This is a genomic window from Hymenobacter sp. BT730, from assembly GCF_030542105.1.
Lineage (GTDB): Bacteria > Bacteroidota > Bacteroidia > Cytophagales > Hymenobacteraceae > Hymenobacter.
On record NZ_JAUOFB010000008.1, the window covers coordinates 59,154 to 72,234 of the forward strand.

Annotated in this window: 10 protein-coding genes and 1 tRNA gene; 7 read left to right on the top strand and 4 right to left on the bottom strand. The window is 55.0% G+C overall.

Annotated elements, in window-relative coordinates:
• The first annotated feature begins 55 nt into the window (after window positions 1–55).
• Window positions 56–1,273: an aspartate aminotransferase family protein gene (locus Q4G72_RS16375; RefSeq protein ID WP_303312506.1), complete on the top strand. Its 1,218-nt coding sequence runs from the start codon at window positions 56–58 to the stop codon at window positions 1,271–1,273.
• A gap of 6 nt (window positions 1,274–1,279) precedes the next feature.
• Here the strand turns inward: Q4G72_RS16375 and Q4G72_RS16380 are convergent, their stop codons facing one another.
• Complete coding sequence (locus tag Q4G72_RS16380; RefSeq protein ID WP_303312507.1) at window positions 1,280–1,654, bottom strand: tellurite resistance TerB family protein; 375 nt, start codon at window positions 1,652–1,654, stop codon at window positions 1,280–1,282.
• A gap of 325 nt (window positions 1,655–1,979) precedes the next feature.
• Between Q4G72_RS16380 and pfkA the strand changes: the two genes are divergently transcribed.
• Window positions 1,980–2,951, top strand: a complete 972-nt coding sequence (pfkA, locus tag Q4G72_RS16385; protein ID WP_303312508.1) for a 6-phosphofructokinase — start codon at window positions 1,980–1,982, stop codon at window positions 2,949–2,951.
• A gap of 111 nt (window positions 2,952–3,062) precedes the next feature.
• Here pfkA and miaA read toward each other — a convergent pair whose 3' ends face one another.
• Together miaA and Q4G72_RS16395 are read right to left on the bottom strand one after the other, a co-directional pair.
• Entirely contained in the window at window positions 3,063–3,983 is a 921-nt protein-coding gene (miaA, locus tag Q4G72_RS16390) for a tRNA (adenosine(37)-N6)-dimethylallyltransferase MiaA (protein ID WP_303312509.1), read from the bottom strand.
• Complete coding sequence (locus tag Q4G72_RS16395; protein WP_303312510.1) at window positions 3,980–5,101, bottom strand: glycosyltransferase; 1,122 nt, start codon at window positions 5,099–5,101, stop codon at window positions 3,980–3,982. Before Q4G72_RS16395 ends, miaA begins: the two co-directional genes overlap by 4 nt.
• Before the next feature lie 142 nt (window positions 5,102–5,243).
• Between Q4G72_RS16395 and Q4G72_RS16400 the strand changes: the two genes are divergently transcribed.
• From Q4G72_RS16400 to Q4G72_RS16420, 5 genes are all read left to right on the top strand, one after another.
• Window positions 5,244–9,287 carry a PAS domain S-box protein gene (locus Q4G72_RS16400; RefSeq protein WP_303312511.1) on the top strand — a complete coding sequence of 1,348 codons (4,044 nt, stop codon included), beginning with the start codon at window positions 5,244–5,246 and terminating at the stop codon, window positions 9,285–9,287.
• A gap of 63 nt (window positions 9,288–9,350) precedes the next feature.
• A complete protein-coding gene (locus tag Q4G72_RS16405) occupies window positions 9,351–9,728 on the top strand; it encodes a response regulator (RefSeq protein WP_303312512.1) in 378 nt (125 codons plus the stop codon).
• Between the two features lie 95 nt (window positions 9,729–9,823).
• Window positions 9,824–10,591, top strand: coding sequence for an MBL fold metallo-hydrolase (locus Q4G72_RS16410; protein WP_303312513.1), 768 nt, complete (start codon window positions 9,824–9,826; stop codon window positions 10,589–10,591).
• 2 nt (window positions 10,592–10,593) lie between these two features.
• Window positions 10,594–11,127 (top strand): hypothetical protein, encoded by a 534-nt coding sequence (locus tag Q4G72_RS16415; protein ID WP_303312514.1) that lies wholly within the window; start codon window positions 10,594–10,596, stop codon window positions 11,125–11,127.
• Entirely contained in the window at window positions 11,128–12,681 is a 1,554-nt protein-coding gene (locus tag Q4G72_RS16420; protein WP_303312515.1) for an NFACT RNA binding domain-containing protein, read from the top strand.
• 79 nt (window positions 12,682–12,760) lie between these two features.
• On the opposite strand, the gene Q4G72_RS16425 is transcribed toward Q4G72_RS16420, so the two are convergent.
• Window positions 12,761–12,842: transfer RNA gene (locus Q4G72_RS16425), tRNA-Leu, on the bottom strand.
• Between the last annotated feature and the right edge of the window lie 239 nt (window positions 12,843–13,081).

Consider the following 13,081-nt stretch of genomic DNA (forward strand, 5'->3'; position numbering starts at 1 on the left):
TGTGGGCAGCCTTTTTTTCATGCTTGCGGTAAATTGACACCGTACCTTTGTCTCTATGCAAACGGCTTCTTTCACCTCCCGTCAGCTTTTTTTGCGCCACCAGGCACAAACCTCTGATTTCCCTCTGCTGCTTGAAATTGAGCGGGCGGAAGGTGTGTATATGTACGGCTATGATGGCCGCCGCTACCTGGATTTGATTTCCGGAATTGGAGTGAGCAACGTGGGCCACCGCCACCCTAAAGTGCTGGCTGCTATTCAGCAGCAGCTGGATAAATACCTGCACCTGATGGTGTATGGCGAGTTGGTGCAAGCTCCGCCAGCCGAGCTGGCTCACGCCCTGCACCAAACCTTACCCACCCGTCTGGACTCGGTGTATTTTACCAACTCCGGAACTGAAGCGGTGGAAGGTGCCCTGAAGCTAGCCAAACGCTATACCGGCCGCACCGAGCTCATTTCTTGTCACCGGGCTTATCATGGCTCCACGCAGGGTGCCTTGTCGGTTACAGGGTCCGAGGAATTTAAACGAAGCTACCGCCCTTTGCTGCCCGATGTGCGCCACATCGAATTCAACCACCAGGCAGATTTAGAGCACATCACCTCTCGCACCGCCGCCGTAATTGTGGAAACTGTGCAGGGCGAAGCGGGCGTGCGGGTAGCGTTGCCGGGCTATTTACCCGCCTTGCGCCAGCGTTGCACCGAGGTGGGCGCCCTGCTGATTCTGGATGAAATTCAGTGCGGGTTTGGGCGCACTGGTACCTTCTGGGCGTTTGAGCAGTTTGGCATCGAGCCGGATATTCTGCTCACGGCCAAAGGAATGGGCGGCGGCATGCCCATCGGGGCTTTCATCGCGCCCCAGGAAATCATGGCCGTTTTCAAAACCAACCCTATTCTGGGCCACCTCACCACGTTTGGCGGGCATCCGGTTTCGTGTGCGGCTTCGTTGGCTACGTTGCGCGTGATTCAGGAAGAACATCTGCTGGCTGGTGTGCACGAAAAAGCCGCCTTGTTCAGGCGGCTTCTGCGGCACCCGGCTATCCGCGAGGTGCGGGGCTGTGGGTTGTTGATGGCAGTGGAATTTGAGTCGTTTGCCGTGCTGAAGCCTATTATTGACCGGGCTTTGGAGCACGAAGGTGTGCTGACGGACTGGTTTCTGTTCTGTGACAACTCTTTGCGGCTGGCTCCTCCCCTTACTATTTCCAATGTGGAAATTGAAGAAGCATGCGCGGCGCTGTTGCGGGCTGTGGAGCACGTAATAGGCGCTCCGGCCAACTAATAGCCGTTACTCGCCGCCGTTGTAGTTCAGGAAGGATTGTGACTCTTGCTTAATCTGCTCCCGGGGCAGGCCGTCTTTCACGCCCAGGGAGATTTTGCGGACCAGCACACCTACGATGGCTTTGCGGAAGCCCAGCTTTCTGGCCATATCAATACAGAAATCCATTTCGTGGTCATCTACCACACCATCGGCCAGCATCATATCTACCAGATCAAAAATCTGGTCAAAACGCTCTGAGTCGTTATCGGGCACCACCATGGCGGGCATGTTGGTATTGGCTACCAGGTTGCGGACGTCTTCCGCACGCATGCCATTCTTTTTGCCCACAGCCACAATGAAAGTCATTTCCCGCTCATCAATATGCCCATCGGCCTTGGCCAATGAAGCTAGATTGCACAGGTGGCTTTTGACTTTCTTCGTCTGTTCGCTTTCGAAAAAACCAAACATATAACGGAAACAGGTTTATGGGTGGGAATTAGGAGGATAACCGGAAGGCGGAACGGCAAGCTAAATCCTGCCGGGGTGAAAACGAAGATTAGTCAAAGGGAGGTTAAGATAACTACTACCCCGCTAGAACACAATACGCAGTTTCGGAAAAAATAGCCACTTCGGTGGAACAACGGTTGAATTTATCTTACTTCGCATCATTTGTGCCGGCGGCGGCTCTGCGGCCGGCCTGTTCCTGGGTACCAGACCAACTTAGTATATGAAACGCATAGGAGTTTTTACCAGCGGCGGCGACTCGCCGGGCATGAATGCCTGCATTCGGGCTGTGGTGCGCACTGCCGTTTACCATGGCATTGAAGTGTATGGCATTATGCGCGGCTACAGCGGCATGATTAAGGGCGAGTTTGTACGCCTGGACTCCGCTTCTGTTTCCAACACTATTCAGAAAGGTGGCACTATTCTGAAATCGGCACGCAGCCAGAAGTTCATGACCAAGGAAGGCCGGCAGCAGGCCTTTGATCAGCTGGTAAACAACGGTATTGAAGGTCTGGTGGCCATTGGCGGCAATGGTACGTTCACGGGCGCTAAGCTATTTGAAGAAGAATTCGGTATCCCGACCGTAGGTGCCCCCGGCACCATTGACAACGACCTTTTCGGTACCGATTATACCATTGGCTATGACACAGCGGTAAACACCGCGCTGGAGGCCATTGATAAAATCCGGGACACGGCCGACTCGCACGACCGGTGCTTTTTTGTGGAAGTAATGGGCCGCGACTCCGGCTACATTGCTATTCCGTGCGCCATTGGCGGCGGCGCCGAAATTGTGATGATTCCGGAAACCAAAATGTCGACGGACGCCGTGATTGAAAGCCTGCGTACCGGCTGGCAGCGCTCCAAAACTTCCTTTATCGTGGTGGTGGCCGAGGGCGACGAAGAGGGCAATGCCCACGCCATTGCGCAGCGCGTAAAGGAAGAAATTCCACAGCTGGATACCCGTGTCACCATCATTGGCCACATTCAGCGCGGCGGCGCACCCTCAGCAGCTGACCGAATGCTGGCCTCTCAGATTGGCATTGCAGCCGTGGAGGGCCTTATGAATGGTATGCGCAATGTTATGGCTGGTATAGTAGACCGCAAGCTGGTATACACTCCCTTCCATGACACCATTTACAAGAAAAAGCTTATCAACCAGAGCTTTATGCGAATGGTTGAGATTTTGAGCGTGTAAATTCTGAATCCCGTCTTCTCTCCGATGTTTTCGGGCATGCCTTAACCAGAACGCCCCTACTGCCTGCATGGTAGTAGGGGCGTTCTGGTTAAGGCATGCTTATTTCTTCTATTACTGAATTCCCAACTTTTCCCCTGCCTCATCCGGATGCAACCAATGGTAGGCCGGGTCACGGCGAAGCCAGGTAAGCTGGCGCTTGGCATAGCGGCGCGTATTGCGCTTGAGCAGGCGCACTGCCTCCTCCCAGGCATATTCCCCGCGCAGGTACCCAAATATTTCCTGATAGCCCACCGTTTGCAGGGCATTATGTTGCTGATATGCTTCCACCGATTTCACTTCGTCTAAAAGCCCGGCCGCCAGCATATCGTCCACCCGCTGGTCTATGCGGGCATAAAGCTCTTCCCGCTCCCGGGTAAGGGCAATTTTTACGATGCGAAAGGGCCGCTCTGCCCCTTTGCCAGCCTGATGAAAACTGGAAAACGGCTGCCCGGTACCGCGCGTGACTTCCAGAGCCCGCACTACCCGTTGTGGGTTTTGCCGATCTATCCGTTCATAGGTGACGGGGTCAAGAAGGCGTAGCTGCTCCACCAGCGCGGGCAGACCATGGATAGCTAATTCCTCCTGGATTTGGGTGCGCACTTCGGGAACTATGGCCGGCAATACATCAAAACCATCGGTAACAGCCTGCAGGTACAGGCCAGAGCCGCCGGTGAGAATCACCACCTGGTGCCGTTGAAAAAGCTGTTCCAGTAGCGCCAGTGTCTCGCTTTCAAAGCGGCCCGCGTTATACTCCTCGGCAATGGAATGCGAATCAATAAAATGATGCGGCACACCCTGCATTTCGGCCGGAGTAGGCTTGGCCGTACCAATACTTAGCTCCCGGAAAAACTGACGGGAGTCGGCGGAAATAATTTCGGTCTTGAAGTGCTGGGCCAGCCGCACGCTCAGAGCAGTTTTGCCCACGGCCGTAGGGCCCGCCAGCACCAGCAGAGTGCGGCCGTTAGTTGCAGAAAGGTCTGGTAATTCTATCATAAGGCAATATGCTGATCAGGCCATAGGCCGGCGTAGAGAGCCACCAGATGCTGCTCTTCCTGCTGCCAGTTCAGCACTAAACGGGCACGGCGGCAATTCTGCGCCAGCTCCTGGTAGCGCTCGGGGTTAGTGAGCAGTTGGTTGAGTACCGTTGCCAGTTCTGCTGGGTTTAGCGTGGCGTATTCGGCTACCTCAAATTCCTCATTCAGTGCCCGGTACTCCGGAAAATCTACTACCACCTGGGGCACGCCGGCATGCAGATAATCAAAGAACTTATTGGCCAGGGAGTAATAATAGCTCAGTCCACGGTTTTCCAGCAGCATTATGCCCAGCGCCGCTTGTCGGGTCAGAGCGCGCAGCTCGTTAGGCAGCACATAGCCTTTAAATACTACCTTTTCATTTTCCAGCAGCCCCAACTCCTCCGCCCGCCGGCGCAGATCATCCGACAGGTCTCCTTCCCCGCACAGCACCAGCTGACTGTCTACCTGTGGCATAGCATCCAATAAAGCTTCCAGACCCCGGCCTTCATTTAACACCCCTTGGTAGAGAATAAAACCAGAAGCAGGTCCGGGTGCTTTGGGCAGAAGTGGTTGAGCATCGAGGGAGCTAATGTTTCGGATAACGTAGAAATGCCGCCCATAGCGCTGAGCAAACACCCGGGCCAGCGCCGGCCCCACTGTATAGGCCAGTGTAGCCCGCGGAACTATAAAGGCTTCCAGCCACCGCCACACGCGTTGTACCGCCGGGCGCCGTACTACCTCGGGCACTTCGGTAAACAGCTCGTGGGCATCATAGATGAAAGGTTGGCGCCACAGCCTGGCCCGCAGCCACACAGGCAGGGCGGTGTCCAGATCAATAGCACACCAGGCGTCGGCGCGCAGTTTCAGCAGAAACAGGAACAGCCGCACTGCGTACTCCAGATAAAATAGCTTGCCCCGCACGAACCAGCAGTGCAGCCGGTGCTGTTGGTAAGGTTGTGGTACAAGTGGCTCTGACCGGGGCAGAACCCGGCCTACCAGCAGCACCTCATAGCCATGCCGGGCCAGGCTGCCGCAGATGCGCTGCATGCGCTGGTCGTAGTTTAAATCCGTAGTAACGGTGAAGACAAGGCGGCGCATGAGCGGGCAAACGGTGGCCCGCAGCGGAGAAATGAAGCTGCCAGCACTTTATTCTGGATATTTTTGACAAATTTAAGCAGTCAACTGATACAGCCGGGCTGACTGGTTCCTCAACATACAGCGTCCGGTTTATTAACTGCCCATGGCTTCTCGTTCCACCCCTAGTACCTCAGGCAAAAAAACAGCTTCCCCTACGCAGGACAGTAATTACCGTGCCTTATTCGATGCAGCGTATGATGCTATTCTTTTATATGATGAGCAGGGCCAGCTGACCGATTGCAACCGTACGGCCCTTACCCAGTTGGGTACCACCCGGGCGGTGCTGCTCAGCGCCGGCCTGATGGGGTTTGCTTCGCCAACGCAGGCCAGTGCCGAGGAGTGCTGGGTAGATGATGCCCAGCTGCACGCAGCCATTCAGGATACCGCGCGCACGGGCCGGCAGTTTTCCAAGTGGTGGTATGGCCATCGGGCCGATCAGTCCACGCTGGATGCCTGGGTTACCCTGCACCGGGTGGAACTGCCTACTGGCCCCCAGGTACAGCTTACCCTGCGCGATGCAGCCCTGGCTCCGCCGCGTTCCGGACCCGCTGTCCGCCAGGAGGCGCCCCGTCAGAATCTGCGGGATTTACTGGGGCGTTCTGGTCTTAGCTATGTCTGCTGCGACCGGGAAGGGCTGATCAATGATGTGAACGACTATTTCCTGGAGTACACGGAGTACAAGCGGGAGGAGATAATCGGGCGGCCCTATCATGATTTGTTTGTGCTGGCCGATGAGCGGGAAGCCCGTCGGGAAGCCTACCTGAACAGCATCAAGACCGGACGGTTGCAGGACTACTATGAGCGTTCCATCCCCACCAAGGCCGGGCAGCTGCGCATGGTGTTCTGGCACGCCGAGTATGACTACGACGCTGAAGGTAAGATCAATGGCATTTTTGTGGTGGGCCGCGACCTAACCGACCGCCACATTACGGCCCGGGCCCTCTCTGATAACCGCAACCGCCTGCAGGACTTTCTGGACAATGCCCACGACCTGATCCAGAATCTGAGCATCGACAACCACTTTCTTTTTGTCAATAAAGCCTGGAAGGAAAAACTGGGCTACGATGACGACGACCTGCCGGAGCTGACGCTCTCCGATGTGGTGCACCCCTATTACAAAGCCAAGCTGATGTACCAGCTGCGCAACTTGTACAAGGGCGAAAAGGTGAATAAGCTGGAAACCGTTTTTCTGACCAAAAGCGGCAAGCCCGTCCACCTGATTGGCAGTATTTCCTGCTCCTGGCAGGATGACGAGCCAGTAAGCACCCGGGCTATTCTGCACGATATAACGGACCGCATTAAGGCCGAGCGTCTGCAGAAGGTATATTACAGCATTGCCAACCTGGCTATCAGTACCAAAGATCTGAACTCGCTGTATGGCGCCATTCACCGGGAGCTGAGTAAGATCATCGAAACCAACAACTTCTATATTGCCCTCTGCGACGATGCCCGCACGCAGTTGCAGTTCGCCTATTTCGTCGATCAGCACACGCAGGGCGAAAAGGCGCTGGTGTCACGGCCCTTCTCCTCCGGCATCTCGGAGTACATTATCCGCACGGGGCGGCCGCAGTACCTACGCCGCGTCGATATTCAGGCACTGGTTGCTTCAGGCTCCATCACGGCCTATGGCTCCATGCCGGAGGTAATGCTCTGTTCACCGCTGAGTGTAGGCGACCGAATCATTGGGGTTATTGCCGTGCAGGACTACTCCAAGGAAGATGCCTATGCCTCCTCGGATATTGAGATTCTGCACTTTATCTCCAACCAGGTGGCACTGGCCATTGAGCGCAAGCGCAATGAGGTGCAGATTAACAAGCAGAACGCCCGCCTGAACGCCATTTTTGAAAGCGGCACCCACTTAATGTGGTCCGTGGATGTACAGTCCCGCCTCACCTCCTTCAACCGCAACTACGCGGCCTACTTCCTGCGGCGCAACGGGGTATATCCTACCCTGAATGTGAACCTGATGCAGGCCGATCTGGACATGATGGAGCCCGAAGCCCGTTCGGCCTTCATGAACAACTACCGCAAAGCCTTTAAGGGCCAGCCCCAACGCTTTGAGGTACGTCTGAACGACGCCCGGGGCATGGACAGCTGGCGGGAAATTTACCTCAACCCTATTTATCTGGATGACGGCTCCTTCGAGGAGATTTCCGGCATTGCGCACGACATCACCGACAAGAAACGCTCCCAGCTGGAGCTGGCGGCGCAGGAAGAGAAGTTCCGCGCTATTTTCGAGTCGTTCCAGGACGTGTACTACCGCACCGATGGCAAAGGGGTACTGACCCTGGTCAGCCCCTCGGTAATGGATATGCTGGGCTACACCCCGGAGGAGGTCACGGGCACGTTCATTGGGGATTATTACCAGAATTCAGAGGACCGGGAGTCGTTGCTACAGGCCATTCGGGTGCAGGGCGAGGTGCGTAACTACGAGATAGATATGCGCCACAAAAGCGGCCGGGCTGTGAGTGTGCTGATTAACGCCCGCATGGTGAAAGATGAGCTGGGCGGCGTATCCGGCACAGAAGGCATTGGGCGCGACATTACGGAGCTCAAGCAGATTCAGGATGATTTGCGGCGGGCCAAAGATGCGGCAGAAACTGCCCTGCACGCCAAAACCCAGTTCCTGGCCAACATGAGCCACGAGCTGCGCACACCCATGAACGGCATTATTGGTATGATTGACCTGCTGCACCAGACGGTTTCGTCGCCGGAGCAGGAAGATTACGTGGATACCCTGCGCAAATCTTCCGATGCGCTGCTGGCGATTCTAAACGATATTCTGGATCTGTCTAAAATTCAGGCAGGCAAGCTGGTGCTCAATGAAACCGGTATTGACCTGTACTATTCCATGGATAAGATTCACTCGCTGTTCGCCAACCGGGCACAGCAGAAGGATCTGCTGTTCACTTACCATATTTCGCCGGAGACGCCGCGCTTTATCCGCACCGATGAAACCCGTTTGCTGCAGGTGCTCAGCAACCTTACTTCCAATGCCATCAAATTCACCAACGAGGGCAATGTGCATGTGCAGATAACCAGCAAAGCGCACCGCGGCGACAAGCACGTACTGCGTTTTGAGGTGCAGGACTCCGGCATTGGTATTTCGGAAGAGAATGCCAAGCTATTGTTTACCAACTTCACCCAGCTGGACAATACCCCCACCAAATCGTTTGGGGGCACTGGGCTGGGGCTGGCCATCAGTAAGCAGCTGGCCGAAATGCTGGGCGGCAGCATTGGGGTAAACTCTGAGGTGGGTAAAGGCAGCACCTTCTGGTTTGAGATTAAATGCCGCGTGGCCCACAACGAGGAAGAAATTGTGCAGGAGCGCCTGGCCTCCCGTGACCGGAGCCAGCAGGAAGTAGTGCAGTTTGATTCTGTGCCCCAGGTGTTGCTGGTAGATGACAACCCCATCAACCAGAAAGTAGCCGAGCGCCTGTTGCAGAAGCTGGGCTGCCGCATAGACGTAGCCAGCGACGGGTTTGAGGCCATAAGCCGGGCTACCAACGGCACGCATTACGACCTGATTTTCATGGACATCCAAATGCCGGAAATGGATGGCGTTACGGCCATGCGTGAGATTCGGCGGCGGTTGGGGGCTCAGTGCCCGCCCATTGTAGCCATGACGGCCTACTCCATGAAAGAGGACGCTGAGCGGTTTGTGGAGCAGGGAATGGATGGCTATGTCTCCAAGCCGGTGAAGTCTCAGGACTTATACTCTATTCTGATGCACTGGCGGCCCAACCAGCCGGTAATAGCAGCCCCCGTGGAAGTGCCTACCGCGCCTGCGCCGGAGCCCGTACCCGAGAGCCTGAACCTGGAAATACTAAGCCAATTGCGGGAACTAGGGGGCGAAGAATTTGCCGCCCAGCTCTACGCCGATTTTGAGCAGGAAGCCGGACAGCTGCTGGAAGAAGCGGCTCCTTTGGTAGAAAGTGGCCAGTACGAGCAGATTTTACCACATTTGCACCAGCTAAAGGGCACTGGCTTCACGCTGGGCCTGAACCGGCTGGCCGAAGCCGCCAAGCAACTGGAGCATAAAATCAAAAACGGTCAGGTACAAAGCGTGCCGGCCGATTTTGCGGAGCTTCAGGATTTTTTCCACCATTTTGCTGAAACCTACGTTACCCAAACAGGCGTTTCGTAAGAATTTATTAGGTTTCCTCCCTCCTCACTTACATTCCCTTCCCGTTTTAATCTACTCCCTATCATGGCCGACCAAAAAACGATTCTAATTGCCGAAGACAGCTCCGTAATTCTGAATCTGACCAAGAAGATTCTGGAGTTGCAGAAGTACAAGATTATTTCCGCGAAAAATGGTGGGGAGGTCCTGAAACAGGTGGAAAGCCAGCCTATCGACTGCGTGCTGATGGACATTAACATTCCGGTGAAAGACGGGATGGAGTGTACGCGCGAAATTCGTCGTAACCCGGACCAGCGCATTTCTAGAATTCCAATTATTGCCATTACCGGCAACGCCAATAACTACTCCATGGAGCAGTTCCGTGAGGCGGGCGTAACCGATTATCTGCCCAAGCCCCTGGACTTTGATGCTCTGGTGCGCGTGGTGAAGCAATACATTGGCTAAGACCCGGGCAAGCAAGATGTGAGAAGTGACAGCAAACGGGCACTACTGCTCTGGCTTGCTGTCACTTCTCACATCTTATCCCTTTCTCGTCACTCATGCAGATTACTTTCCTCGGAACGGGCACGTCGCAGGGGGTGCCCGTTATCGGGTGCCATTGTGCCGTATGCCGCTCCGTTGACTACCGCGACAAGCGTCTGCGCGTATCAGTACACGTGCAAACGGCCGGCAAAAGCCTCATTATCGACAGCGGCCCCGATTTCCGGCAGCAGGCTCTGCGGGCGCGCATCGACCACCTCGATGCCCTAGTGTTCACCCACGAGCACAAGGACCACACGGCCGGTATGGATGACATCCGGGCCTATAACTTCCGTCAGCAGCAGGATATGCCAGTGTATGCCGAGCCGCGCGTGCTGGATCAGTTGCGTCGGGAATATGCTTACATCTTTGCCGAGCACAAATACCCCGGCGTGCCGCAGGTGAAAGTGCATCCTATTCTGAGTGATACTGACAGCTTCTGGGTAGAGGGTGTAGAAGTGCAGCCCATCCGAGCCATGCACTATAAGCTGCCGGTGCTGGGCTTCCGCATCGGTGGCTTCACCTACCTGACTGATGCCAACCATCTTTCTCCAGAATCCATGGAGCGCATGCGCGGTTCAGAGGTCATTGTGCTGAATGCCCTGCGCCACGAAAAGCATATTTCCCATTTCACGCTGCAGGAGGCTGTCGATATTTTAACGGAACTGGCGCCCGCCCGCGGCTACCTGACGCATATCAGCCATCAGTTAGGCCGCCACCGGGAAGTGGAAGCAGAATTGCCGCCATTTATTCGGTTGGCTTATGATGGGTTGCAGGTAAAAATATAACTATGCGTTTCGTCCCTTGGGTTACTGAGCAATTCTATACCCCTCTTTCTCCAGAAGAACTTTTACAGCGTCTCCAAGAAAACACTGCCCCTCGTCTAACATGGTTTAAAATCTTTTCCTTTAAGCCTTTAAAACCATTTCTTGGCACAGTTGAAATCAATTCCTTTGATATCCAGCGTGTTATTCGATACAAAAATTCCTGGCTGCCTCAGATTAAAGGAAAGATTGAACCCCATCAATCCAATGGTGGCAGTTTAGTTTTGCTTCGGCACCATTTACATTACTCTGTACTGGTGTTTTGTATTATTTGGCAGGCAGTGGTAGGGTTTTCAGTTGTATCCTCTATTGGGAACTTGCTCACTACAGGTAAGCTCAACCAAGAATTGCTCAGCACACTAGGGATGTTTGCTTTCGGTCTGATACTTTTTACTGTACCATTTTGGCTTGAAGTTCAACAGTCAAGACCAATGTTAATTAAGTTGCTGAAATTGGAAAAGCCCTTTAATCAGGCAGTTCCTGTTTCTGTCTTGATATAAATGCACAACAACTATTACTTCTTTCGCCTGCTGGCTCCTGCTCTCACCCAACAACTAGTCGGTTTCCGGGTAGTCACGTGCTTTTCGCAGGAGAAGGATGAGTTGGTCGTTGGACTGACGAATGGTGCTGCTGAGTACTGGCTGAAAGTGCAGCTTTCAGCCGCGTTTCCGCTGCTGGCATTGCCAGAAACCTTCCATCGGGCCCGGCAAAATTCCGTGGACCTGCTGCCTGCTCTCTTGGGGCGTGAGGTGGCCTTAGTGGATGTATTTCCCCAGGACCGGGTGCTGTCTATCCAGTTTACCGATGGTGCCAGCCTGCTGCTGAAACTATATGGCCCGCGCCCCAATGCGGTTTTCCGGACTGCGCCCGATGCCACGCCCGAGCTTTTTCACCAGCGGTTTACGGCGGATGCGGCGCTGGCCCCAGCCCGGTTGCCTACTTCAGACGACCCGCTGAAGCGCCTGCCAGCGCTGGGAGATGTACCGCGCCACTGGCTACGTGCCCACGGCTACGAAACTTCCGACGCTGCTACCCGTGAGCACTTGTTGCAGCAAGTATTAGCTCTGCTGGAAAACCCAGCACACTTCTACCTGATTTCACTGGAAGGCCGTACTCGCCTGAGCTTGCTGCCTGTGGGCGAAGTAGAGCAAACGTGGGTGCCCCATCCCATAGAAGCCCTGCGTCGTTTTGTGCCACTTATTCTAAGTCGGCGCACGTATGAAACCGAGCTGCGCCAGTTACGCCAGCAACTGGAGCGTCGAGCCGAAGAAGCTACCACCGGCGCGGCTCACGCACGCCGGCGCCTGCACGCGCTGGAACACGAAGCCGGCTTCCGCCACACCGCCGACCTGATAATGGCCCACCTGCATCAGATTGCCCCCGGTGCAGCACAGGTAGAGGTGGTAGATTATCTGACCAATGAGCCACGCGTGCTTAAGCTGAAGCCTACTGAAACTCCACAGCGCACAGCCCAGAACCTATACCGAAAGGCCAAAAACCAGCAGCTGGAAACCCAACAGCTGAAAGAGCGGGCCGAGAGGCGCGAAAACGAGGCACTATGGTGTCTGGAGCGCTTAGAGGTGTTGGAGTCGATTTCCGATTTACGCAGTTTCCGCACCTGGCGCAAGCAGCATGGTCTGGAGCCAGAAACGAAAGCCAAAGCGGCCACTGAGCTACCCTTTAAAGTATTTGAAGACTCTGGCTACACCATTCTGGTAGGCCGCAGTGCCCAGAATAATGACCTGCTCACTCAGCGCTACGCCCACAAAGACGACCTATGGCTGCATGCCAAGGATGTAACCGGCTCGCACGTGGTTATTCGGCAGAAAGCCGGGCAAACCGTGCCGGAACCGGTAGTTGAGCGGGCCGCACAGCTGGCCGCCTGGTACTCCCGCCGCAAAAACGACTCGCTTTGCCCGGTCACTGTTACGCCTAAAAAGTTTGTACGCAAGCCCAAAGGTTCTGTGGCCGGCTCGGTGGTGGTAGAGCGCGAACGAGTGGTGTTGGTAGTACCGGCTAACCCGTTTGAGCGGTTTGGCAGCCTGGAAAGCTGATGATGTGCAATAACAACCCCAAACAAAAAGCCCAACCTGCAATAGGTTGGGCTTTTTGGTGGCCAATCGGCGGCCGGAGTGCGCGCGGGGAGATTCGAACTCCCACACCCGAAGGCACCACCCCCTCAAGATGGCGTGTCTACCAGTTTCACCACGTGCGCAGCGGTAGTTTATACTTGGCAAGCTACAACAGAAACCGATGTTTCTGGCTTCACTGAGGCGGCGAAGCGAGGGCAAAAGTAGGCACTGCTGCATAGCGTTGCAAGCGCGCCCCGCATTTTTTTGCCATTCCGAGCGTTTTTACCTTACCTATGAGTTGCTTGCGGCTCATTGTCAGCTACTACCCTGCCGCCCTAATTTTAAGGTAGCCGTAGGAGGGTAGAAATTGTTCCGAGTATTA